The sequence below is a fragment of the Paraburkholderia sp. IMGN_8 genome (assembly GCF_038050405.1).
In the GTDB taxonomy this organism is placed as follows: Bacteria; Pseudomonadota; Gammaproteobacteria; order Burkholderiales; family Burkholderiaceae; genus Paraburkholderia.
This window is the reverse complement of the sequence record NZ_CP150900.1, coordinates 1,882,526-1,905,564: the sequence shown is the minus strand read 5'-3', so window position 1 is coordinate 1,905,564 and position 23,039 is coordinate 1,882,526. Positions and strand designations below refer to the sequence as shown.

Annotated in this window: 19 protein-coding genes and 3 pseudogenes; 8 read left to right on the top strand and 14 right to left on the bottom strand. The window is 61.9% G+C overall.

The features are described from left to right. Window positions 1-9: 9 nt before the first annotated feature. Complete coding sequence (locus WN982_RS09015) at window positions 10-984, top strand: ABC transporter substrate-binding protein (RefSeq protein WP_341315357.1); 975 nt, start codon at window positions 10-12, stop codon at window positions 982-984. 30 nt (window positions 985-1,014) lie between these two features. Here the strand turns inward: WN982_RS09015 and WN982_RS09010 are convergent, their stop codons facing one another. Together WN982_RS09010 and WN982_RS09005 are read right to left on the bottom strand one after the other, a co-directional pair. Beyond that, the gene (locus tag WN982_RS09010; RefSeq protein WP_341315356.1) at window positions 1,015-3,603 is read right to left on the bottom strand and encodes a hypothetical protein; all 2,589 of its coding nucleotides are present in this window, start codon (window positions 3,601-3,603) and stop codon (window positions 1,015-1,017) included. After that, entirely contained in the window at window positions 3,567-5,126 is a 1,560-nt protein-coding gene (locus WN982_RS09005) for a DASS family sodium-coupled anion symporter (RefSeq protein ID WP_341315355.1), read from the bottom strand. The genes WN982_RS09010 and WN982_RS09005 overlap by 37 nt, the downstream gene beginning before the upstream one ends. A 187-nt stretch (window positions 5,127-5,313) precedes the next feature. Between WN982_RS09005 and WN982_RS09000 the strand changes: the two genes are divergently transcribed. After that, entirely contained in the window at window positions 5,314-6,063 is a 750-nt protein-coding gene (locus tag WN982_RS09000; RefSeq protein WP_341315354.1) for a GntR family transcriptional regulator, read from the top strand. 86 nt (window positions 6,064-6,149) lie between these two features. Then, the gene (locus WN982_RS08995; RefSeq protein WP_341315748.1) at window positions 6,150-6,383 is read left to right on the top strand and encodes a hypothetical protein; all 234 of its coding nucleotides are present in this window, start codon (window positions 6,150-6,152) and stop codon (window positions 6,381-6,383) included. Window positions 6,384-6,494: 111 nt separating this feature from the next. Here the strand turns inward: WN982_RS08995 and WN982_RS08990 are convergent. Next, window positions 6,495-6,740 (bottom strand): annotated as a pseudogene (locus tag WN982_RS08990) (ABC transporter substrate-binding protein); the annotation flags it as partial. Window positions 6,741-6,916: 176 nt separating this feature from the next. Between WN982_RS08990 and WN982_RS08985 the strand changes: the two are divergent. Beyond that, window positions 6,917-7,123, top strand: a pseudogene (locus WN982_RS08985) (NADPH:quinone reductase); the annotation flags it as partial. 207 nt (window positions 7,124-7,330) lie between these two features. On the opposite strand, the pseudogene WN982_RS08980 reads toward WN982_RS08985, so the two are convergent. The 7 genes and pseudogenes from WN982_RS08980 to gtdA form a co-directional block, all read right to left on the bottom strand. Further along, a pseudogene (locus WN982_RS08980) lies at window positions 7,331-7,709 on the bottom strand (Arm DNA-binding domain-containing protein); the annotation flags it as partial. A 197-nt stretch (window positions 7,710-7,906) separates the two neighbouring features. Further along, window positions 7,907-8,191, bottom strand: a complete 285-nt coding sequence (locus tag WN982_RS08975; protein WP_341315353.1) for a DUF4148 domain-containing protein — start codon at window positions 8,189-8,191, stop codon at window positions 7,907-7,909. A 1,007-nt stretch (window positions 8,192-9,198) separates the two neighbouring features. Next, window positions 9,199-9,705 (bottom strand): nuclear transport factor 2 family protein, encoded by a 507-nt coding sequence (locus WN982_RS08970; RefSeq protein WP_341315352.1) that lies wholly within the window; start codon window positions 9,703-9,705, stop codon window positions 9,199-9,201. Window positions 9,706-9,857: 152 nt separating this feature from the next. Further along, entirely contained in the window at window positions 9,858-11,066 is a 1,209-nt protein-coding gene (locus WN982_RS08965) for a 3-hydroxybenzoate 6-monooxygenase (RefSeq protein ID WP_341315351.1), read from the bottom strand. A 485-nt stretch (window positions 11,067-11,551) separates the two neighbouring features. Beyond that, the gene (maiA, locus tag WN982_RS08960) at window positions 11,552-12,193 is read right to left on the bottom strand and encodes a maleylacetoacetate isomerase (RefSeq protein WP_341315350.1); all 642 of its coding nucleotides are present in this window, start codon (window positions 12,191-12,193) and stop codon (window positions 11,552-11,554) included. A gap of 33 nt (window positions 12,194-12,226) precedes the next feature. Next, on the bottom strand, window positions 12,227-12,925 hold the full coding sequence (locus WN982_RS08955) for a fumarylacetoacetate hydrolase family protein (protein ID WP_341315349.1): 699 nt from the start codon (window positions 12,923-12,925) through the stop codon (window positions 12,227-12,229). A gap of 72 nt (window positions 12,926-12,997) precedes the next feature. After that, window positions 12,998-14,044: a gentisate 1,2-dioxygenase gene (gene gtdA, locus WN982_RS08950; RefSeq protein ID WP_341315348.1), complete on the bottom strand. Its 1,047-nt coding sequence runs from the start codon at window positions 14,042-14,044 to the stop codon at window positions 12,998-13,000. A 189-nt stretch (window positions 14,045-14,233) separates the two neighbouring features. On the opposite strand from gtdA, the gene WN982_RS08945 reads away from it, so the two are divergent. Continuing rightward, on the top strand, window positions 14,234-15,169 hold the full coding sequence (locus WN982_RS08945) for a LysR substrate-binding domain-containing protein (protein ID WP_341315347.1): 936 nt from the start codon (window positions 14,234-14,236) through the stop codon (window positions 15,167-15,169). Between the two features lie 85 nt (window positions 15,170-15,254). On the opposite strand, the gene WN982_RS08940 is transcribed toward WN982_RS08945, so the two are convergent. From WN982_RS08940 to WN982_RS08930, 3 genes are all read right to left on the bottom strand, one after another. Continuing rightward, entirely contained in the window at window positions 15,255-16,241 is a 987-nt protein-coding gene (locus WN982_RS08940) for a 2Fe-2S iron-sulfur cluster-binding protein (RefSeq protein WP_341315346.1), read from the bottom strand. 102 nt (window positions 16,242-16,343) lie between these two features. Continuing rightward, a complete protein-coding gene (locus tag WN982_RS08935) occupies window positions 16,344-16,814 on the bottom strand; it encodes an aromatic-ring-hydroxylating dioxygenase subunit beta (RefSeq protein WP_341315345.1) in 471 nt (156 codons plus the stop codon). A gap of 2 nt (window positions 16,815-16,816) precedes the next feature. Next, window positions 16,817-18,082 carry an aromatic ring-hydroxylating dioxygenase subunit alpha gene (locus WN982_RS08930; protein ID WP_341315747.1) on the bottom strand — a complete coding sequence of 422 codons (1,266 nt, stop codon included), beginning with the start codon at window positions 18,080-18,082 and terminating at the stop codon, window positions 16,817-16,819. Window positions 18,083-18,210: 128 nt separating this feature from the next. On the opposite strand from WN982_RS08930, the gene WN982_RS08925 reads away from it, so the two are divergent. Then, the gene (locus WN982_RS08925) at window positions 18,211-19,041 is read left to right on the top strand and encodes an IclR family transcriptional regulator C-terminal domain-containing protein (protein ID WP_341315344.1); all 831 of its coding nucleotides are present in this window, start codon (window positions 18,211-18,213) and stop codon (window positions 19,039-19,041) included. 339 nt (window positions 19,042-19,380) lie between these two features. On the opposite strand, the gene WN982_RS08920 is transcribed toward WN982_RS08925, so the two are convergent. Beyond that, the gene (locus WN982_RS08920) at window positions 19,381-20,112 is read right to left on the bottom strand and encodes an IclR family transcriptional regulator C-terminal domain-containing protein (protein WP_341315343.1); all 732 of its coding nucleotides are present in this window, start codon (window positions 20,110-20,112) and stop codon (window positions 19,381-19,383) included. A gap of 229 nt (window positions 20,113-20,341) precedes the next feature. On the opposite strand from WN982_RS08920, the gene WN982_RS08915 reads away from it, so the two are divergent. Both WN982_RS08915 and WN982_RS08910 read left to right on the top strand, forming a co-directional pair. Then, window positions 20,342-21,100 (top strand): SDR family oxidoreductase, encoded by a 759-nt coding sequence (locus WN982_RS08915; protein ID WP_341315342.1) that lies wholly within the window; start codon window positions 20,342-20,344, stop codon window positions 21,098-21,100. A gap of 11 nt (window positions 21,101-21,111) precedes the next feature. Continuing rightward, the gene (locus WN982_RS08910; protein WP_341315746.1) at window positions 21,112-22,569 is read left to right on the top strand and encodes an NAD-dependent succinate-semialdehyde dehydrogenase; all 1,458 of its coding nucleotides are present in this window, start codon (window positions 21,112-21,114) and stop codon (window positions 22,567-22,569) included. The last annotated feature ends 470 nt before the right edge of the window (window positions 22,570-23,039 follow it).

Here is a 23,039-nt window from a genome sequence, read left to right as displayed (position 1 = left end):
AAACCATCCATGTCCGCTTTTTATCCGAATCGCCGCCGCTTGCTGCGCACGCTCGTTGCCTGCGGCCTCACGCCTGCCACGGCGTGGCTCGCTTCACGGCCCGCTGAGGCCGCACCGTCGAGCCTGGTATTCGGCGACCAGGCCGGCGGTCTGCGCGCACTGGCTGAGGCCGCGCATGTGCTCGACGGCACGCCGTACGCGTTTCGCTGGGCCAACTTTCAGGGCGCGGCGCCGCTCTTCGAAGCGCAGCGCGCGAACGCCGTCGATCTCGCTCCGGCTGGCGACCTGCCGGTCCTCGCTGCGGCAATCGGCGACCCTTCGCTGAAGCTCGTCGCCGCCCGCGTGGGCTCAGCCTCCTCCCCCGGCATCGTGGTGCAGGCGGATTCGCCGATCCGCCACGTCGCGGAACTGAAGGGCAAGACCGTGGTGGTGTCGTCGGCGCGCGGCAGCATTTCGCAGTTCCAGTTGTATGGCGCGCTGGCTGAGGTCGGGCTATCGCGCGCCGATGTGAATGTGCGGTTTGTGTTGCCCGTCGATGCATTTGCCGCATTCGAAGCGAAACAGCTCGACGTGTGGGCGACCTTCGATCCGTACTACGGCACCGCCGTGCAACGCGGAGCGCGCGTGTTGCGCGACGGCGCGGGAATCAATAGCGGCCTTGGGTTCATTACGGCGTCGGGCGCGGCGGCGGCCGATCAGGCGAGACGTCCTGCGATCGCCGATGCGCTGAGGCGTTTTCAACGCGCGGGCGACTGGGCGGTCGCACATCCGGACGACTCCGCGCGGGTCTACGCGTCGCTCACGCGCTTGCCGCTCGAAGCGGCTGCTGTCATCACACGACGCTCGGCGTTGCACCAACGCGCAGTCAGCAATGACGACATCGCTACATTGCAGCGCGTTGCCGACAGCGCGTTCAACGATGGGATCCTGCCCAGGGCGGTCGACGTCAGGTCGATCACCGACAGGACGATTAGCGACGCCTAGACCGTTCCCGTCGGATATGTTTTTGCGGCCTTACCCGCCGGAAGCGGTAGCCGGTCGCGTCATGCCAACCCGAGCGCCGGCGCGCGCGAAACCTACTGCGCCCGTATTGGATGAGGACTCGAACGTGATGAACTGCGCCGACGTCCACACCTTGCTGTCATCCCGCTGCCGCCCGAACAGATACACCGGCCGGAAGCCGAACGGCGCGTTCAGCGGTGCAATCTCCAGTGTGCCCGACAGGTCCTGCGGCAGCGGCCGGGCGGTCAGGCGCTCCGCGGCGACGAACAGTTCCGTCCCACCCAGTTCATGTCTTGCAGTCCCCTGCGCGAGCAGCTCCGCCCCGCTAATCTCCCAGCGAAACGTCGGCGCATGCGCGAACGGATTGCCCTGCAGCGGATCGCCGACCTTCACGAAACTGTCAATGGTCCCTTCGATCACGATCCGCGCGTTTGCCAGATTGCCGACGTCGATTTCGACGCTGTCGGCGTCGCCATATGTATCGCTGCGGAATTCGATGTCGGTCGTGCCGGTGCGCCAGGCGGCTTCCTCGATGTGCTCGAAGCCCGCCGAGCCGAAGTTGTGGATCGTCCCGTTGAGAATGCGGATCCGGCCGCGCCACGATGCCCAGCGATAACGGTCGCGAATACGCGCGCCGCCCCAGCGGATGCGGATCAGCCGATCCGAGTAACCCAGTTCTTCGTGCAGGTTGCGCTCCCAGATCAGGCCCGAGTGGTCGAACGCAGCGATGTATTCCCAGCCGGCGCACCCGAGCAGACGGTAATCTAGTGTAGCCGGGCCGCGATGCGCAAACGCATCGCCCTGCCGGTGTTCGCCGCAGCGAACCAGCGCGGCGCTATGCTCGCCGGTGGTCGCCCATGTGTGACGTGCTCGTAGCGCACGGCCCACGGCTTGCCGGTCGAGCGTATCGGACAGCACGCCGGTCAATCCGCCGTGCACGCCGAACACCTGGACGCCGGGCGCGCCGCCGCCCGGTCTGCCGCGATGCTCGTCGCCGCTGGCTGCTACGCCCAGTTGGTAGCCACGTGCAATCACGTCGCGGTAAAGCCAGTCGAAGTGTCCCCACGTCGATGCAATCTCGACCAGCCGTTCCAGTTCCGGATGATGCCAGTCGGGAATGTAGCGGCGTCCGCCGACGTGCGGCATCACGAGATGCTGTTCGGCATCGTCGACATAGGCGTCCCATAGCTCCTCGACCGGCCAGCGGCCCAGTTCGACCGCGGAGCCCTTCATGTCCTCGTTCCACACCAGCGTGCGGTTATGTTCACCGCGCGCGTTATAGGGGAAGCCCGGCGGCTCGTCGCCGAGAAAGACGACGTTGTGATCGCCGCCGGCCGTCGAGCTGCCGCACCATTCCTGAACCGGATAGACGACGAAGCGCCCCGCCTCGTTGAATGCCTCGACGGTGTCGACGCCGAGCTGCCAGTTCGCATCCGTGATCTGGAAGTCGTTTGCGGTGTAACCGAGCACGTCGATGCCGCCGATGTCGCGAGCGTACGCCGCGTTGTACGCCGGACTGTTCGTGCCGACGGTATCGTGAGCGTGAACGTGCAGGTCAGCATAGAGCGAGCGCGCAACCGGCAACGTCTGATCGACTGTCAGGAACACTTCGGCCGCGCGCACATCGTGCAGCGCGGGTGCGGTCGCGACGATGCGCAACGCGCCGTCGGCGGTCGTCGGCAGGTCGTGCAGCGCGCAGGTGGCCCAGCCCTCTTCCGGCAACGGCAGTTCGCGCCGATAGACAAGCTGATTGTGATCGTCATACGCGTGCACTTCTATCGCTCCGCCGGCATCTCGGCACGCATTGCCCCAGCGATCCTGCAACGAGACGCGAAACGTCGCCGGCTCCGAAGGCCGCACGAAACGGGGACCATTCAGCAGCACCTGCGACGGCGCGCCCGCATGGATATCGATCACGACGTCGCCGGGCACGGCCACGAAGCGCGACGTGCCGAGCGGGTCGACATAGAACCTGATGCGGAACTGATCCTCGACGAAGGTCTGTACGCGCGTGCCCGGTCCGCGGCGCCGGTCGCCGAGTCGAATCACGATGTGGTCGCCCGCGTTCAGATAGCCGTCGGCCACGTCGACAATCACTGCTTTCTGAAACGGCCGCTCATGTCCCTTCTGGTCGAAGCGTACGTTCAGCGCCTGAACAGTCGCCGGGCTCTGACCCGGCACGAGTGCCGCCGCATGATATTCCGCGCTGATGAAGTTCGCGGCATCCGGGTCGCTGGTCTGGAACAACGCCCAGTCGGAGTAGAACTTGAACGTCGCCTTGAGCCACGCGCCGTCGGCAATGCCGGACGCGCCGACTTCGTAGTCGAGCACGATCTCGCTCCAGCTGCCCGCTTCCAGACGCGTCACGTTGCAACTCACACGCCCGGCGAACGGCAACGCTTTGTGGCGCTCATACAATCCCGCCGGCGCGACGTGCGTCCCGAGGCGCTCGCGCAACGCGGCGCCTTTCGCTTCGATCCCTTGTGCGCGGTCATTCATCCCGATGTTTTCCTGAAAGTGAAATTCGTGAGGTTCGTGAAGTTCGATCTGCGGCGGTACGCTGGTCAATGCGCGAACGGCCACGGCGCGGCCGGATTCCATACCGGCACGCCGAGATACGCATACCAGGGCGCCATCACGCAGATGCCGTAGACGATCGCGATCAGCACCGATACCACGCCCACTTTCGCGTAATCCGCCGTCGTGAATGCGCCGCTGCTGTAGGCGATGACGCCAGCGGTGATCTGCGTCGGCAGCAGATAGGCGAAGCTGTCGGTGTCGCTGATCAGCAGCGTGAACGCGACCGGATGCAAACCGAGGCGCGGCGCCAACGCCAAAGCAACCGGAGCGATCATCGTCACTGCGGCGACGTTCGACAGCATGCCGATCCGGATCACGTGCATACCGACCATCACGATCGCCAGCACGGCCCACCAGACATCACCATGCGCGACCGCGTAGATGTGATCCGCTGCCCACTGCGCGAGCCCCGAACCGCTGATCGCCGCGGACAGCGACAACGCGCCGCCCAGCAGAAACAGCGTGCCCCAGATGGTCCGCTCCTGAATCTCCTTCCAGCCGAAGCGCAGCACGCCCGGCGCGAACATGAGCGCGAGTCCGATCAGCGCGACGATTTCCGACTGGATGCCGTGTAGCGATTCGGTTGCCCACATCAATGCGACGAACGCGAACACGGCAAGCACCGCGTAATCGTGCTGGCCCGCGGGCGGCAGCTTGCGCCACTCGTCGACGATTGCCTGCAGGCCGCCGGGAATCGCGACCGCGCGCGATTTGAAATAGTGCTGCACCCAGAACTGGGTCAGCACGAACATGCCGAGATACGGCCATTGCAGCTTGAACCACGTGAAATACGACAGCCGCAGCCCGAGCTGTTTTTCGAGCAGACCGGACACGACCATGTTCGGCAGATGCGCGGTAAGAATGCACATGCCGCTGATCATCGAGCCATAGACGAGCGTCTGGATCACGATCGCCTTCTTGGCCTCACGTTCGCACGCACTGTTGCCGAACAGGCCGACGATGCCGTTGGTCACCGGCAGCAGTGTCGCGGCGCGCGCGTTGGCGGCCGGCACGACGAGCGACATCACGAAGTTAACCGCGAACATGGCCCAGATCACGCCGTTCGCGGTGCGCGCCTTGAAGCGCTCGAGCAGCAGCAGCGCGATGCGGCGATCAAGACCGGCGGCCTGCATGATCGCGGAGAACAGGAATGCGACGAGGCAAAGAAACACCACCGGCGCGGCAAACCCGCTCGCGGCCTTCGGAAACGGCGTGACCGCGTGCGACAGCACCAGCAGCATCGGCACAAGAATGCCGCTCACGCCGACCGGAATCGCCTCGACGACCCACACGATCGCCACCCAGGCGACCACCGCCAGCGTGGCCTTGCCCTGGGCGGTCAGGCCCTGCGGTGTCGGCAGCAACCACGCAATCGCGAAGAAGCACAGCCACGCGGCGATGAATCCCACGCGGGCTTTCAACGGTGTCTGCGGAACACGCTTTGCGCCCGGCGCGACCGGCTCCCGCGAATCCGCGGCGGCGCCGAAAGAGGCAGGCCAGCCGTCTCTTTCCAGCGGCGGATTGCCTGATGTTTCGTTCGTCACTTCCCAACTCCCCATCGTTCGGCTTTAATGCGACGGACATTTGCCGCCTTGGAGTTGGCATAATACGTATTAATACAAGTTATCGATCTAACGGGATTTCACATCGATATCCGGATTTGTGGAAAGGAAACCGTCGGCTGCCGCAGCCGTCGCCTAACAGCCCTTCTCGAGGACTCACAGCACACTTATGACACTGGTTCGCGAACACATCACGTCGCTGTATGAACAGATCGCCGGCACGTTGCGCGGCGAGATCGAGCGCGGCAGCTATGAGCCTTCAGGGAAATTGCCGTCGGAGGCCGAGTTGAGCAAGCGCTTTTCGGTGAGCCGCGTGACCGTGCGGCTCGCGATTGGCAAGCTCGCAGCCGAGAATCTCGTCGAACGCAAACAGGGCAAGGGCACGTTCGCGACGGCGAAGCGTTTGCAGCATCGGCTGGATGTGCTGCGCGGCATTTACGATTCGCTCGCGCGCCAGGGCGCCGCACCGCAAATGGAACTGCTGCGGATGGAGGAATGCGACGTGCCGCCGGGTTTGCAAGGCGTGTTTGGCCGGGAGGTCGAAACGTGTGTGTATCTGGAGCGGTTGCATTCCGTCGATGGCAAACCGGTCGCGCTTGCGCAAACCTGTCTGTTGCCGGAAGCACGGACCATTTCACATGAGCAGGCCGCCAGCATGCCGTCTTACGAGATGCTCGAATCGCTGTTGGGATGGCGGATCGAGCGCGCCGACATGTCGATCACTGCTGTCGCCGCGCCCGCTGAAACCGCGCGCGTGCTGGGCGTATCGCGGCTTGCCCCGCTGATGGTGATGAAGCGGACGTCGTATCTCACCGATGGGCGCGCGTGTGAATCGACGGTATTTCACATCCGGCCGGAACGCTACGAATTCGTCGTCAGCAGTACGATGAGCGCGACACTCACCTATGGTGCACGGTAGATACGTGGCGTGATGCATTGACCCGCGCCGGCTCACTTCGGCGGCCCCCGGGAAATCAGCTTGAATGCCCTGACCATGAGACCACAATGAAAGAATATCGGTTTAACGTTTTCGGAAGAATCGTGTCAATCGTTCGCGAGCACGGTCGCTGGACCGCATTCGACGTTGGTGCGGAAGGCAAACGCCGACTGGCCAACTTCCAGATCCCGGATTTCGTCGAGGAACACAAACTGGCGCAGTACCTCGGCGATTTGTTCCATGAGAACGCCACGCCGAAAAATAGCGAAGTCCTGCCGATGTCGCCACCGGCTGCGTCGTAATCCCGCTGCAGACGTCATCACATCGTTTCGGCCGAGCGCGATGTTGTCACTGTTTTACCTCTCGCTCAAAGAATCCGCCCCCTCGTCTCGGACTGGCTGTTACCGATACGGTCACTCCAACCACACGCCTTCGAAGCGATGACTGCCGAGCGGCGAAAACGCGAGCCCTTTCACAAGCTTCGACACAGGTAGAGAGACGATGGAATGCGCAATCGGCGTATAAGGCACCAGCTGCTTGAAGACGACCTGCGCCTGCTGATAGAGCGCCGTTCGCTCGGAAACGTTCGCCGTCGCGCGCGCCTTGTCGATCAGGGCGTTGAATGTCGGATCACACCACTTCGATACGTTGCTGCCGTGGGCTCTGATGTGATGGACGACTTCTGGTTGCCGGCCGGTAGCACGTATCGTCAATTTTTTACAAGCGCGTTCACGTGCGAAGGATCACAGTGCTGGTAACGTTTTGCGGAGAAGCTCGACCGCGGCGCGTCGGATTGCGAGCGCTCCTCACTGAACCAGCCTGGAGGTTGATAGGTATGAAGGCCGCTCACTATTCCTCAAAAGGCCCCGCTCGGGACCTCTTGGTCGTTGGCGAGGAGCCTGATCCGGCCCCTCAAACGGGCGAAGTCCTGGTACGCATTGCGCATTCCGGCGTGAATCCTTCAGACGTCAAATCGCGATCGGGCGTCACAAGCCCGACGATGGAGTTTCCGCGCGTCATTCCTCACAGCGACGGCGCCGGCGTCATCGAGGCAGTTGGGGCAGGTGTTTCGGAGCAGTGGATCGGACGGCGCGTCTGGACAATCAATGCCCAGTGGCAGCGGCCGTTCGGTACAGCAGCGGAACTGATCGCCTTGTCCGAAAACCAGGTTGCGCCCTTGCCTGACAGCGTCTCGACCGAGACGGACGCCTCGCTTGGCATTCCGCTACTGACGGCCTGGTATGCGGTGCACGAGATCCTTTGGTACAAGCATGTACCGCGTCGTGTCCGCCATTCTGGCTCCCTGAAGCCAGTTAGCGGCGAATTCAATCAAAGGTTTTTGCGCCGGCCCGCCGGCGCTTCTCCCGCTGCTAATCCACAGCCGGAGACCTGCCTTTGCCGACGGCACGCCGGGCATCCAGCAGTTTCTCCCGCGCCAAGGCGAGCGAGACGCCTCCCCGGCCATAGCGGCCGATCGTCAGCGTCTCTCGCCGCCCATTGATGCGGTAGTCATATCGAAAGGAAATTGTGCCGGCCGGAGATGCCGTGACATACATACCGTCACGGTCGGCGATCTTGTACAAAACTGTACGGGGTTTGACATTGCGAAGCGCGAATTCAGTGAGCATGGTGGTCGGTCTCGTGGCACGAGATCACCGCGAACATCGAGAAGCAGATTCGTCAACTTCGAATAGCGCTCCGTCTTTCTCGACGTTCAGAGGATAAGCGCGCTCTACATTCGGTGGAAGTCAACACATCGAGACCCGCGCGCAGTCGAGCACGGTCAGGATCGGACGCTTACGAAAGCGGCGCCCTCACATCACTATTACATACCGTTTTCCGAACCCGAACGAGACGTTCCGTTGGCGACACCACCATATCCCGAAACGCCTGCTTGGGCTGTGGCGTTCTGTGCCGTCACTTTTGCTTCGGCGGCCTGGATATTTTCCGGGTAGTGAATCCCGTCGCGCGGGTTATAGCCGGCTTTCTCGACCTGCGCCAGTTCGGCACGCACCTGCTCACGGCTTACCGGCTGATTGGATTGAGCGAACGACGCAACGGGGGCTGCGATAAGGGCAGCAACAAGGACCTTCCGGGTGAACGACTTCATCGTGACGTACCTCAATGATTTCTGTTAGTGGCGCTACGAAGGACCTGCTCGGCCACGACTGTGCACAGTCTAAAGGGCAAAAATCATTAGGGTAAGTACTAGTTTTTTAACTCTCCGTTGCTCTAGTGACAACAATCGGTCAACGCGGGTTCGCCCGTTTTCGCTCGAGAATTCGGCCGTCTGAGACGACCGTTTCTTGTGACGCGCTAATCGTCGTTTGCTTCGAATCAGCAACAAGAACACTCGCTAGACCTGAGGAAGCACTCCTGCCAGGAATTTAATCCGGTTGACTGATTATCATGCCCTCACTCACGAACCAGCTTAGATGAAGTGAATGGAGAGTGTGATTCACTCTGACGTCGGCGGTCGGTATCATTCAATCCTTCGACAGGACTCCTCCACGTCAGGCATTCCATACATTGGCCCAGTGCGTCACCTTGCACTCGCAATCTGACAATGCAACCACAGGCGGGTAAAGTCATGAGCGGCCGATTCTGGACTCGAATCGTATCAGGCACAAGCACGCGTTTGTCGTTCGAACAACTATTCGGCCAGGTTCAACATGGGCACAGCTATGCAGTGGTGGCACGCGAATACGCCTTGAACTAGTGGCTTCAGGAAGATACTGTCATAGCCCACGGATCGATGAGGCACGCCCTTGGCGCAACACGCCGGGCCTGTGCGACAGGGAAATGCGTTCTTACGCTCACTTGGTACAGCGCGGACATGGCCGCCAGCGCCACGGAGAATTCGAGAGAACGGCAGGCGTTTCGCGTCGTAGCGCACCGTTCGTCCGCGGTCGCGGAGAGCGCCCGGTTTGCGATTCACATCACGGTGGCTCATCTGCTCGTGGCGGTTGATGGCGTCACCGCTCACAATCAACCTTCGACGCGCTCGCACAACAATGAAACTGCAGCTCAAAACCTATTTACCGCTTCGATAAACCCTTTGGCCGCGGATCCACTTGTTCGCTTCGGCGAGCCGTGCCGCCAAAGTGCATTTCTATGTTAGAGACCGTACTTGTACGACGGATCGTCGCGGTCGCGCCGCCCATAGTTCCAGTCGCCCAACGGTGCGGCATCGGAACTCACCGGAATCGTGCGCTCCGAGTCGTATACGACAACGCGGTCAACAATACGCCATTCGCCGCTACGTTTCTCCAGACGATCAACGTATCGAACGTTCACGATCCAGTCCGCAACGGGTTTGCCATCTAGCGGTTTCGTTCGGTGAAAGGCTTGCGCGTAATGCTCGGCGAAAGCCACATTGCCGTCCACCTTCACGTATTGGTTGCCGGTGAAATGCATCGTGGTCTCGAAGAGGGGGAGCACTTGCCCGGCCCACTCGATGAATCCTTCGACCCCGCCTTCGTAAGCACCATGTCGGTCGATTGCGTCTGGGTGATAACACGAACGCACCAGATCGAAGTCCATGCGATCGATGCCTCGGCAGTAGCGCATGTGGACTTCACGGATCTCCGCCTTGTCTTGCTGTTCCTGACTCTTCGAATCCAATTTGTGTCTCCCAGATCAAGTAAAAGCTGAAGCACATCGCCCCAACTAATGCCGGGACATTCTCGGCCTCAAGCTCGACACGCTGCTGGCAACAGCTTGCTGCAAGCCAAACCAATCCCGGCAATGGCTGCTGCCGCGTACCGCGTCAAATCTCAAATGACGCCCTTCAGGCACTCTTCCGCGCGCCAGCCGTGCAGCCATTGCAGTGCGTCGTAAAACTGCTCCTGCGTGCGGCCGATCCAAAGGGAATTCCGAACTTGTCGCTCAACGCCCTTCGCGTGATAGATGCGGCCCATTTCGCGTGCCGAATACAACACGCGCGCCGTGCGCGGAATACGTGCTGTCTCGTACAGTTTGAACGCGGCTTCGAAATCGCCATCCGTCGCAGCGACGGCAGCACCCAGCGTAACGGCATCTTCGAGCGCCTGGCAGGCGCCTTGCGCCAGGTATTGGGTCATCGGATGCGCGGCGTCGCCAAGCACCGTCGCGCGGCCATAGCTCCAGCGCTCGACGGGGTCCCGGTCCGCCGTGGCCCAGCGCTTCCACGAAGTCGGCCGGTCGAGCATCTGATGCGGCAACGGATGAATGCCTTCGAAGTAAGACAGCACTTCCTCCTTGCTGCCTTCGCGCACCCCCCATTCTTCTTTCTCGCGACTGTGGAACGTGACGACGAGGTTGTATTGCTTGCCTCCTCGCAGCGGGTAGTGCACGAGGTGGCAATTCGGGCCCGCCCACACCACAGGCGCATTGATCTGCAAATCCTTCGGCATGTTTTCGACCTCAACGACGGCGCGATACACGACATGTCCTGTCACGCGATGCTCGTCGCCGATCAATGCCTTGCGTATTGCCGACTTCACGCCATCGCAACCGATTACGGCATCCGCGTGGTACCGTTCGCCGTTCTGATCGATGACAGTCACACCGTCCGCATTCTGGTCGAGCTCGCAGACCCGCGTGTTGGTGCGGAACTGGATCAACGGATGATCCTTCACAGCTTCGAGAATCGACAGGTGAATGTCGGCACGATGAATCACCGCATACGGATTGCCAAAGCGCGTACGATACGGGGCGCCGACGTCGATCCGCACTACTTCTTTTGCGTCAAGCGCATCCATCAGTTTCAGGTAATCCGTAAAGACGGCGCGGTTGCGCGCCGCCTCACCGACGCCCAGTGCATCGAGCGCGTTGAACGCGTTTGCGGCCAACTGGATTCCTGCGCCGATTTCCTGTATCTCGGGGGCCTGCTCCAGCAGATGTATGTGAATGCCTTGACGTGCGAGCGCTAGCGCGGCGGCCAAGCCGCCAATACCACCGCCGATCACGAGCACGCGCCGGCCTTTGCTGTCTGTCTCAATCATGTTTGTCTCCTATGTCGATCGGAGTTGGCGCTTTAGCGCCTACTCCGATCCCATGCAAAGCGGTCGATCGGAGTTGGCGCTTTAGCGCCTACTCCGATCCCATGCAAAGCGGTCGATCGGAGTTGGCGCTTTAGCGCCTACTCCGATCCCATGCAAAGCGGTCGATCGGAGTTGGCGCTTTAGCGCCTACTCCAATCCCATGCAAAGCGGTCGATCGGAGTTGGCGCTTTAGCGCCTACTCCAATCCCATGCAAAGCGGTCGATCGGAGTTGGCGCTTTAGCGCCTACTCCAATCCCATGCAAAGCGGTCGATCGGAGTTGGCGCTTTAGCGCCTACTCCAATCCCATGCAAAGCGGTCGATCGGAGTTGGCGCTTTAGCGCTCACTCTGGTCCCATGCAACGCTGTCGACAGGAGTTGGCGTGTCGACAGAAGTTAGCTCTCTAGCGCTTACTCCGGTCCCAAGCTCACTTCAGTCCCATGTAATCAGGCGATGTAATCGGGCTGGCGCTGCGGCTGCGCGGCTTCGAATGCCGGGTGTTTCGACGCGTGCTCAAAGACGGCAAGACTGCGCGGATACGGACTCAGGTCGCAGTCCATCCGCAGCGCGTTGGCGATCTGTGGCACGAGGCACAGGTCGGCGAGCGTCGGCTGCTCGCCAAAGCACCACGGACCTGTGTTGCCACGTTCGAGCATGCGCTCGGCGCCCGCCATGCCCTGGGCGATCCAGTGCCGGTACCACGCGCTTTTCTGCTGCGGCGTGACCTCGAGTTCCGTTTCCAGATATCGCAACACCCGCAGGTTATTGAGGGGATGGATGTCGCACGAGATCAGCGCGGCGAACTCGAGCACACGCGCACGCAAGGCCGGTTCGAGCGGAATCAGGCGCGGCTCGGGGTATTTCTGGTCGAGGTAGTCGATGATCGCGAGCGACTGGCCGAGTCTGAAATCGTCATCGATCAGCGCGGGCACTGACGCGGACGGATTCACGTTCGCCACATAGTCCGCTGCGCGATGTTCGCCCACGCGGATATTGACGGGCAGCGTCTCGTACGCGAGTTCCTTGAGCGCGAGCGCAATGCGTACGCGGTACGACGTCGAACTGTTGAAGAAGCTATGGAGTTGCACCGGTAGACCTCCGATTAATGCAGATCACGTATCTCAGGCCACGCGCACCGTTACTTCGCCAAGGCGCTCGACACCGACCTTCATCGTATCGCCCTTCTGCACCGCGCCGACGCCTTCAGGCGTGCCCGTGAAGATCAGGTCACCCGGTTCGAGGCGGAAGAACTTCGAAAGATACGCCACCGTCTCCGCGACCGACCAGATGAGATGCGACACGTCGCTCTTCTGTTTGGTCTCGCCGTTGACCGTCAGCCACAGGCCGGCGTTTTCGAAGTGACCAACCTCGCTGACCGGATGAATCGGCCCGATCGGCGCCGAGCGGTCAAACGCCTTGCCAATCTCCCACGGACGGCCCATTTCGCGCATTTTCATCTGCAGATCGCGCCGCGTCATGTCGAGGCCTACCGCGTAGCCCCATACGTGATCGAGCGCCTGTTCGAGCGGGATATCCGAGCCGCCTTTGCCAATCACCGCGACGAGTTCGGCTTCGTAATGGTAGTTCTGCGTCTGCGAAGGGTAAGCCAGTTCGAGCGTCTCGCCGTAAGCGACGGGCACGACGGCATCGGCCGGCTTGCAGAAGAAGAACGGCGGTTCGCGATCGGGATCAAAGCCCATTTCGCGCGCATGCGCGGCGTAGTTGCGGCCAACGCAATAGACGCGGCGCACCGCGAATTGAGCGTCACTACCGGCGACGGGTACAGCAACGGGCGCTTCGGGCGGGAAAACAAAAGTCATGATGAGTGGGACTCGGCAAACAGGATTGATAGCTCAACGCCAATGCGGCGCCTGGAAAGGAAAGTCACGTGTCTAGCTGCGCTCTTCGCGCAGCAGATTCAGCGCGGCGAGCACGGGACGATCCGAATAACTGAACAACACGCTTTCCGCAGATGCCGCCAGTTGCACAGGCGCCCACGACGGCGCGACGAACACGTCGTGCGGCTCGAAGGTGAATTCGTCGTTGCCGATCTTGACCGTGCCGTTGCCTTCGACGACGCAATACACCGTTGCATCGGTGCTGCGATATGTACGGCCCTTGAAGCCGGCAGGCAGGTATTGCATGAAGGTCGCAATGGTCGGCATCGGCCAGCCGCCCGTGGCCGGATTCACGTAGCGCAGCTTCACGCCGTCCCATTCGTCGAGTTCACCGTTGCGGTACAGCGCGTCGAGCGCCTCGCGGCTGCGCGCATACGGATAGCTGAAAATCGGTGAAGTGGGATCGGACACGCGATGCCGCACGGGCACCATGTTGTGACCGAAGCGCGCGAAGCTGTCGCCTTCAGGGCGCGAAACCGGCTGGGTCGCTTCGGGGTAGTTCTCGGCGAATCCGGCGTCCATCTGCGCGACGAGCGGTATATCGAGGCCATCGAGCCACACGACAGGCTCGCCGCCCTCCTCCACGGAAGGATTACCGTGATCGTGCCATGTCCACGATGGTGTGATGATGAAGTCGCCCGGATGCATCGTCGTCCGTTCGCCGTCGACAGCCGTCCACGCACCCTTGCCTTCGACGATGAAGCGAAGCGCCGACTGCGTATGCCGGTGGCTCGGAGCGATCTCGCCGGGCAGGATCAACTGGAGTCCGGCGTACAGGTTCGGCGTCATGCTCGACTTGCCCGGCAGGCCCGGGTTTTCGAGCACCAGCACGCGGCGCACGGCTTCTTCCGCGCTGATCACGGCACCTGCCTGCATCACCAGCTCGCGCACTTGCGCGTACTTCCAGATCGTAGGCCGCGCTTTCGGTTGCGGCGCTTTGGGCACGAGGTTGTGCAGCGATTCCCAAAGCGGAGCCATACCCTGCTGGGCAATCCGCTCGTAGTAGGCCGCGCGCGATCCGCCCGGATTGTTACTCGTCATTCGCGTCTCCTTTATGGTGTCTCGTGGGTTCAGACTCACTAGCCGGCCGCGTCGGCTCAACGGACCCCGCACAATGATTTATATGCGACCGCGCCATGCCCAGTAAAATGGTGAAATCATCTAATTCATACGGTTTCGGATATACCTGCGGCGCGGGGCTGCCGAAAATCGTAACGAAGGAGCGGCGCAATGGACTGGACTTACCGCCTGCGACTAAGGCATCTGCAGGTACTGCTGAGCCTCGCGAGCACGGGCAATCTCAGCCAGTCGGCCGTGGCGCTCAACACGACGCAGCCGGCGCTGTCGAAATGGCTGAAGGAACTCGAGGAAGACGTCGGTCTGCCCCTCTTCGAGAGGCATGCGCGCGGCCTGCGACCCACGTCGTACGGCGAGGCGCTGATCGAGCACGCGCGCCGGATCGAAGCGCATCTCGACATTGCGCGCGACGACATGCAGGCGCTGCGCGCGGGCGGCAGCGGCCTCGTCAGTATCGGGACCTCGGGCGTATCGGCGGCGGACACGGTGCCGCTCGCTGTGTCGCGGCTTCTCGAGCGCTTGCCGCGGGCACAGGTTCGGCTCGTCGAGAGCACAATGAACCAGCTGATGCCGCAGCTTGCGCGCGGGGAACTCGATATCGTCGTCGGCCGCTCGGGACAGCAGTACGACGACCCGCAGTTGCAGACCGAAACGCTGTATACGGAGCCGATCAACTTCGTCGCACGGCCAGATCATGCGCTCACGGAAAAAGCACAACTTGGCTGGGACGACGTGCTTGCGTATTCGTGGATCGTCTGGCCGCAGGGCACGCCCGTGCGCAACGCGCTGGAGACGGCGCTCGCGGCAGCGGGTCGCACGCTGCCCAATCACTGCGTCGAATCGAATTCGTCGATTCTCAATCTCACGCTGCTGAACAACACTGATCTGGTGGGCGTCGCCTCGCATCGGTCCGCGCTTCGCTTCGAGCAGCTGAACGCGCTTCGCATTCTGCCAGTTCAACTCGAAGGCTTCGGCTCGGTATCGGTCTACTGGCACGCCGAGAACGTCAATCGCGTCGCGGTGGCCATGGCATTGGAAAGTCTTCGCAATTTTGCGGACCCGCACATGAAAGAATGGCACACCGCCTGAGGCGCCTTTTCCAGACGGATCCCACTGCCCCAGCCGGAATCAACCGGGTTTTTTCGGCCCGGGCGCTCTTTCTCTTCGCACTGCGTCAGCCGGTATGAACGAACGCGTCGCTGAAGAAGTCGTCTTCGGGCAAGCCGGTCTTCACGAAGGTGTCGCGCGCGGCGCTCGTCATCGACGGGTTGCCGCACGCGTACACCTCATATCCCGCGAGCGAGCCGAAATCTTCGAGCACAGCCTCGTGCACGAAACCGCGCCGGCCCGTCCACGCCTCGTCAGCTTCGGACAGCACCGGCACGAACTTCACGCGGCCACTGTCATGCCATTTCTGCGCGAGTGACGCGAGGTAGAGGTCTTCGGCGCGGCGCGCGCCCCAGTACAGATGCAACGGCCGTTCGAGCTTGCGCTTGATGGCGTCTTCGACGATCGACTTCACCGGCGCGAACCCCGTACCTGTCGCGAGCAGCACGGCGGGCCTGTTCGACCCTTCGCGTAGCGTGAACTCTCCGAACGGCAGCTCGATGCGCAGCCTGTCGCCCTTCGCGAGGCGGCCCAGCACGCCTTCGGAGAACCGGCCGCCAGGCACGTGGCGCACGTGCAGCTGCACGCTGTCGTTTTCGTGCGGCGCATTCGCCATCGAATAGTTGCGCCGCGTGCCGTCCTCCAGATCGATCTGCAGATATTGGCCGGCGCCGAATTTCGCGCGCACACCCGCGGGCAGCCGCAACTGCAGGATGCTGACATCGGCGGCCGGCTGTGTGATGCGGTACACGGAGACCTCGAACGTCTTGCGCGCGACGGGGTCGCGCTTCTCGATGCGACGCGGCGCGATCGTCAGGTCCGTGTCGGGGCGCAGGCAGCACAGCAGCGCGCGCTCGGCCGGGGCCACCACTGCGCCCTGCACCGGCGAGCACGCCTCGCCCGCCACGAGACGTCCTTCGCAGGACGCGCAGACGCCTTTGCGGCATGAGTACGGCACCGCATAGCCGGCGCGTTCGGCTGCGTCGAGCACGGTTTCACCGGCCGCGCACGGAAACGTTATGTCGCTGTCAGCGACGGAAATACGATAATCCACGATATCACCTCGATGCGTTGTCAGCCGGTGTCGGTCTAGGTTCAGGGCGGATCAGCCGGCGCGGCCACCATCGCATGCGCCTCACAGGCAGGTTCGCGGGCGTCATAGCGGCATCGCAAGCAGTGTGTCGATACGCGAGCTGTCGCACACGACGACGCGTTCGCGCAACCGCACGCCCGCCTCGTCGCGCACGTACACGTCGCAATAGCGGCCCGTCGCAAACAGGTCGGTGGTCCCGTCGCGCATGATGCGCGCAACCATGAACGAAGTTTCGCTGCGCGCCTCGGTGCCGTCGTCGCTGATCACGTACGGCTGCCCGAGCAGATGGCGGTAGGCGTGCCGTTCATAGATATTGGCGTCGCGCAGCGACGCGACCCGGTCGGCCAGCATGCCGTGCGAGGCCGCGTAGATCATGCTGCCAATGAGACCGCGGCGATGGTTGTCGGCGGTCGTGACCCTGTACACGCACGAGGTGGTGAAGAACTCGGGCCACTGCCCGAGGTCGCCGTCGTCGATGCAGCGCACGTATTCGGCCTGCGCGCGGGCGATCAGTTGATGGATGTCCTGCGTCATCGTCAATATCCCATTGCGTTACGGTAGGCCTTCCAGAAGCCGCGAATCGAGGCTTCTGTCACGCGGCTCGCGCTGCTGGTCGTGCCGTCGCCGCCCATCTCGATCACCGAGTGTGCGTCGCGTGCCCCGTCGATGCCGCGCTGCACGAAGCCGCCCACGCAGCCGTCCTCCATCGAGACATACCCGGCCGGGCCCACGAGGTTCGCCTGGCGCAGACGCATTTCCCGCAACTCGGGCGTATCGTCCTCGAAGCCGAGATAGATCCAGTTCAGTTCGGTCTGGCGCGCGCCGCGCGGCAGGATCTGACGCACCGCAATGGCGTTCTGGATCTGCTGCAGCACGAAGCCCGGAAAGACTGAAAGAATCTGCAGCGTGATGCCGTCGCCGAACTCGTCGATGCCTGCGAGCACCGAGGTATCTTCGAGGTGGTGGCCGCTCTCCGAGCGGATGTTCTGGGCCGCGTAGTCCTTCGTGACCGCCTGCTTCGCCGCTTCAGCCGCGTGATCGACAGCTGAATAGCTGACGTGATGTCCGCCGCTCGGGTCGACGATGATGCCACCGCGCTGCGACAGCTTGTTCAACTGGAAGGTCGTGAAGAACAGATGCAGGATGCTTGCATGATAGGAATCCTTGACGTTCTCGAAATAGAGCTTCCAGTTGTTCGGCAGCATCTGCGTGAAGCGGCCGAGCACGACGGGCGTGCGGTTTTCGAGCACGCGCGCAATGCGTTCGACGATCTCCTCGCCAAGGTATTCGTCGAGCGGCGGCACGTCGTCGGAGAAGCTGCCGAACACGAGACCATGGAGCGTCGCCACGCGCAGCTTGCGCAGGCCGTGATCGCCGAGGCAGAAGCCTTCCTTCATGCCGCCCTGGCCGTTGATGCCATCCCGGAACGCGACGCCGAGCAGATCGCCCTGGAGGCTGTAGGTCCAGGCATGGTAGACGCAGCTGAAATCCTTCGCGTTGCCCGCGTCTTCCAGGCAAACCATCGCGCCGCGATGCGCGCAGCGGTTTTCGAATGCATAGAGCTCGCCGTCCGTGTCGCGCGTAACCACCACAGGTGCATCGCCGATGAACGTGCTGCGGAAGTCGCCCGGATTCGGCACCTCGGCTTCGAGGCACAGATAACTCCAGTTCGGACCACGAAAGATCGCCTCCTGCTCGTCCGCATAGACTTCGTCACTCTGGAACAGCGCATAGGGTACGCGCGTGACGCCCTCGACGGGCCACTCGATGCTAGCGCGGCGCGCCGGCTGGATAGGGATGATGTTCAAGGTGCTGACTCCGTAGCGGGCGCTTGCCCAATGCAGATTGCTGGGAACCGCGGCGGGACTGTCGTTGACAGCCCTGCACGGATGTGTTCGAATACCGTACGTTGTTCGATATGGGAACCAATATGACACCCGTCAAAAACCCTGTCAATACAGAGGCCGACGCCTTGTCGTCCGTCGAGGACGAGTCCAGGACAATCCAGGCCCACGCGAAGGAAGGTATGGGGGGGCTGGCCAAGGGGCTGGCCATCATCGAGGCGTTCGGTCCGAACACCACGCGCATGACCGTTTCGGATGCGGCAAATCTGGCTGACCTGAGCCGCCCCGCGGCGCGGCGCTGCCTGCTGACGCTCGTCGAGCACGGCTATCTCGCCCACGACGGCAAGTTCTTCACGCCGCTGCCGCGCATGCTGCGGCTGGGCGGCGCTTACCTCAGCACGTCGTCGCTACCGCAGATTGCGCAGCCGCTTCTGGCGAGCACGCGCGACAAGTTGCAGGAGTCCGTCTCGCTGGCCGTGCTGGACGAGGGTTATGCGGTGTTCATCGCACGCGCCGAGGCGGTCCGTATCGTGTCGACGGGCGTGAAGCTCGGCGGCCGCCTGCCCGCCTATTGCTCAGCCACGGGACGCGTGCTGCTCGCCGGGCTGCCAGAAGAGCAGGCGCGCGCGCACCTCGAAAGCGTGCCAATGAAGCGGCTCACCGATCGCACGGTGGCCAATCTAGACGGCGTGTTGAGGGCGATCCGGCGCGCGGCGGAGGACGGCTATGCGATCAGCGACGAGGAGATCGAAATCGGCATGTCGGCGATGGCAGTTCCGGTGAAGAACAGCGCCGGGCAGATCGAAGCGGCGGTGAGCGTGAGCGTCTATTCAGGGCGCGTGAACATCGAAACGTTGCGGGAAACTTTCCTGCCGGCGCTGCGTGAAACCGCCGGGCGTCTGCAACGCTCGCTTTAGGCCGGCTGGCGATTCGCGCATCCGGACGCGAGGCGTGCTCCCGACTACCGACGTTTCCTGACGCATGCTGCACGCCACGCAGGCTCGCTGACTTTGTTTGCCTGGCAGCAACCATCTTGCATGGGACCAGAGTAAGGAGCTGAAGCTCCAACTCCGGTCGACCGCAGCTCCTGCATGGGACCAGAGTAAGGAGCTGAAGCTCCAACTCTGGTCGACCGCAGCACCTGCATGGGACCAGAGTAAGGAGCTGAAGCTCCAACTCTGGTCGACCGCAGCACCTGCATGGGACCAGAGTAAGGAGCTGAAGCTCCAACTCTGGTCGACACGAGAGGCGGCGCTCTACAACAGGGCGGCAAGGTGGCGGCGTGCGCTTTCAAGTTCTGGCAGCAGGTGTTCCACTACGCCCTCGCGCGTCATGCGGCTTGTGGACACCGAAAGGCTCATGGCTGCAATCATTTCACCACGTGCGTTGCGAATCGGAACGGCGATTGAGCGAATACCGATCTCCAGTTCTTCATCGATGATGGCGTATCCGTGTCTGCCTACAAATTCAATTTCTTTCATGATGCTGCCGATCGTAGTACGGGTGTGAGGCGTCAGAGCGGGACGCGCCATTCGGTTCAGCATGAATCTCACCTCGGCCGGCGGTCGTCCTGACAGCAAAACGCGCCCTGTGGCACTACAGTAAGCAGGCAAGCGCGAGCCAACACCCAGACCGCTGGACAGGCTGCGCCGATGTGTTGAGCGCGCGACGAAGACCGCATCCTGCAAATCCAGCACTGCGATCGAGGCAGACTCTTGCGTGCGTTCGCTGGTGATCTCCAGGATGGGTTGCGCGACCTTGGTCAGCGGATCTGAAACGACATACGCGTAGCCCAGCCTCAGAGCGCGGGGTGCCAGGACAAAACTGTAACCACTCTGCGTGGCATAGCCCAGCCTGCAAAGCGTCAGCAAACTGCGGCGTACCGAACCCTTTGTATGACCGGTTATCTCTGCCGCCTGTGTCACGGTCAACGGCCCTTTTTTCATACCGAATGCTTCGATGATGGACAGCCCTTTTTCGAGCCCCATCACGTATTCCGGTTCGTTTTCCCGCGATTCTTTCCCGCCCGCATGAGACGCCATAGACCCTCGCGAAATTCGAATTCCGTATAAAAGTCCGGTATGCGGACATTGTAGCCAGGCTCGTTGACACCCGATCCCCCTTTGATGATATTTCGCTACATACCACAGGGCAAACGCCCCCGGGAACATAGATCACTCATTGCCATCTGAAGTCTTTTGACGTGCGAAGGAAACCATGAAACCTGAATTACCCAAGCGCATTATTGTCACTGGTGGTGCCAGCGGCATTGGCTACGCGTTCAGCGAACATCTTGCACAGCTGGGGCATCGTGTCGTCATCGCCGACCTGCGTGGCGCAGACGAAGCCGCAGCACGTCTTCGTGAGTCCGGACATCAAGTCATCGGCGTGCGCACGGACGTTGTCAGCGAGGCAGATGTCGCTGCCATGGCGGCAGCGGCAGTCTCGGAGTTCGGCGGTATCGATGGCCTCGTCAATAACGCCGCACTGTTTACTACCCTGACGCTCAAGCCGTTTGAGCAGATCACCAATCAGGAATGGATGCGGGTGATGGAAGTCAACACGATGGGTCCATTCAACTGTGCCAAAGCGGTGTTGCCGCAACTGCGTCAAAGCGGCCGGGGGCGCCTGGTGAACATCGCATCCACCGTGCCAATCAAGGGGCCGGTGAATATGGCGCACTACGTGGCCAGCAAGGGAGCCGTCATTGCCTTCACGCGCGCACTTGCGCGGGAACTGGCGAAGGACAGCATTACGGTCAATGCGATTGCCCCCGGCTTCACGCTAAGCGACGGCGTGCTGCAGACCGATCTGCAAGACCGCATTGGTGAAAACGCTCGTACTTCCGGCCGCTGTATTCAGCGCGATCAGGTGCCGGGTGACCTCGTGGCGGCGCTCGCGTACCTGGTCAGTGATGGTTCGGGCTTTGTCACCGGCCAAACCCTCGCCGTGGACGGCGGTAGTGTATTTCTTTGAGTCAGGCCGCCATGGACACCACAACCGCACAATACGAAGCACTCGCCCTCTACATCGGTGGCCGTTTCCTGAGCGCCCGTGGGCGGCCCGAACAGGATGTGATCAACCCTGCAACTGGCGAGGCGTTCGCCCGATTGCCGCACGCTACGCCCCAGGATCTGGATGATGCCGTGCACGCAGCGGCAGATGCATTCCAGGTCTGGCGGCGCACGCCGGCAATCGAACGTTCAGCGTTGCTGCGCCGTGTTGCCTCGTTGATCCGGGAGCGAGCTCCACAGATTGCACGCAACATTACGCTCGATCAGGGCAAGCCTTTGGCCGAAGCCATTCTGGAAGTACAAAGCTGTGCTGAGCACGCTGAATGGCATGCGGAGGAGTGCAGGCGCATTTATGGACGCGTGATCCCGGCGCGCACGCCGGGTGTGCAGCAGACAGTCTCCCGTGAACCCATAGGTGTTTGCGCTGCGTTCACACCCTGGAACTTCCCCTTCAACCTGGCGCTACGCAAGGTGGTCGCCGCATTGGGTGCGGGCTGCACGATAATACTCAAGGGTCCTGAGGATTCGCCAAGCGCAGTAGTCGCGCTGGCGCGTATATTTCACGATGCAGGTTTGCCGGCGGGATGCCTTAACGTCGTCTGGGGCGTGCCGTCCGAGGTTTCCACGCATCTCATCAACGCTCCGGCGGTGCGAAAGATTTCCTTCACTGGCTCCGCCACTGTCGGCAAACAACTGGCGTCGATGGCCGGCGCGCAGATGAAGCGCATGACGATGGAACTGGGTGGCCACTCGCCGGTTCTGGTGTTCGACGATTCCGACGTAGAACAGGCCGCGCGTTTTCTGGCGCGTACCAAGACACGCAATGCCGGTCAGGTCTGCATGGCACCTAGCCGCTTCTTCGTGCACGAAAAAGCCTATGAGCGGTTCGTGAATGCCTTCGCCGCCGAGTACGCACCGCTACGGGTCGGAGACGGCCTCGATCCGCAGACCCAGATGGGACCGCTGGCCCATGAACGACGCATCGACGCAATGCAAGCTCTGGTGACGGACGCGCGGGAGCGCGGCGCATCGCTGGTGTGCGGTGGCAGCCGTCTGGCTGAAACAGGTTACTTCTTCCCTCCGACCATCCTCACAGGCGTGCCCGATGACGCGCGCCTGATGATCGAGGAACCATTCGGACCTGTTGTGCCGATAACGACATTCAGTAGCGCTGAAGAGGCATTGTCACGTGCCAACGCGCTGCCATACGGCCTGGCTTCATACGTGTTCACCAATTCGATCGCGACCGCCGAATACGTTGCAGGCCGTATCGAGGCCGGAATGGTTGGCATCAACCATTTCGGCCTGGCATTGGCCGAGACGCCGCTGGGTGGCGTGAAGGAGAGCGGTATGGGCAGCGAAGGAGGTATCGAGACGTTCGATGGCTATCTCGTCACCAAGTTTGTGTCGCAGGCCAGTCGGGTGCCCTGACAAAAACGCGACCGCACCTCTTCGTTAGTGCCCCCGTACGAGCAAACTTGCGTGCATTTCTGAGAACGCGTTCGTACCGTGTCCTACGCCGCTGCGTCGGTACTGGCCGCAGCGCGGCAGTGCCGACGCAGCGGCATATTTCTCCGACGGGATTCCGATCATTCCGCTGACGGATAGGGCAGACCAAACTATCCGGAATCCCGCCTCCCCTGTCCTCTCTCATCTTCAACCTGCGGGCGGGTGCGCTGCACTCGCCCCTTCCTCACCGCTGCACGCGAAGCCAATTCGGCCGCACCCGCCACGTTCACGTGCGCCCTTGCCAGGGACTTTCCCCAGGGTGCTTGACTTCATTCATCCCGAGACACATTATTCGATATGAATTGATCCTGCAACACACTGTCTCATCTAGCATCACGTATCAATGCCGTCAAAGGAAAGTTCCTTTTTCCTGATCGCCCCATTTCCAAGAC

Coding starts and splice junctions, on each gene's coding strand:
- WN982_RS09015 (WP_341315357.1), top strand. CDS start 10: ATGTCCGCTTTTTATCCGAATCGCCGCCGCTTGCTGCGCACGCTCGTT.
- WN982_RS08995 (WP_341315748.1), top strand. CDS start 6,150: ATGAAAGAATATCGGTTTAACGTTTTCGGAAGAATCGTGTCAATCGTT.
- WN982_RS08975 (WP_341315353.1), bottom strand. CDS start 8,191: ATGAAGTCGTTCACCCGGAAGGTCCTTGTTGCTGCCCTTATCGCAGCC.
- WN982_RS08920 (WP_341315343.1), bottom strand. CDS start 20,112: ATGGGGCTCGAAAAAGGGCTGTCCATCATCGAAGCATTCGGTATGAAA.
- WN982_RS08910 (WP_341315746.1), top strand. CDS start 21,112: ATGGACACCACAACCGCACAATACGAAGCACTCGCCCTCTACATCGGT.
- WN982_RS09010 (WP_341315356.1), bottom strand. CDS start 3,603: ATGGAATCCGGCCGCGCCGTGGCCGTTCGCGCATTGACCAGCGTACCG.
- WN982_RS08955 (WP_341315349.1), bottom strand. CDS start 12,925: ATGACTTTTGTTTTCCCGCCCGAAGCGCCCGTTGCTGTACCCGTCGCC.
- WN982_RS08915 (WP_341315342.1), top strand. CDS start 20,342: ATGAAACCTGAATTACCCAAGCGCATTATTGTCACTGGTGGTGCCAGC.
- WN982_RS08925 (WP_341315344.1), top strand. CDS start 18,211: ATGACACCCGTCAAAAACCCTGTCAATACAGAGGCCGACGCCTTGTCG.
- WN982_RS08935 (WP_341315345.1), bottom strand. CDS start 16,814: ATGACGCAGGACATCCATCAACTGATCGCCCGCGCGCAGGCCGAATAC.
- WN982_RS08945 (WP_341315347.1), top strand. CDS start 14,234: ATGGACTGGACTTACCGCCTGCGACTAAGGCATCTGCAGGTACTGCTG.
- WN982_RS09000 (WP_341315354.1), top strand. CDS start 5,314: ATGACACTGGTTCGCGAACACATCACGTCGCTGTATGAACAGATCGCC.
- gtdA (WP_341315348.1), bottom strand. CDS start 14,044: ATGACGAGTAACAATCCGGGCGGATCGCGCGCGGCCTACTACGAGCGG.
- WN982_RS08965 (WP_341315351.1), bottom strand. CDS start 11,066: ATGATTGAGACAGACAGCAAAGGCCGGCGCGTGCTCGTGATCGGCGGT.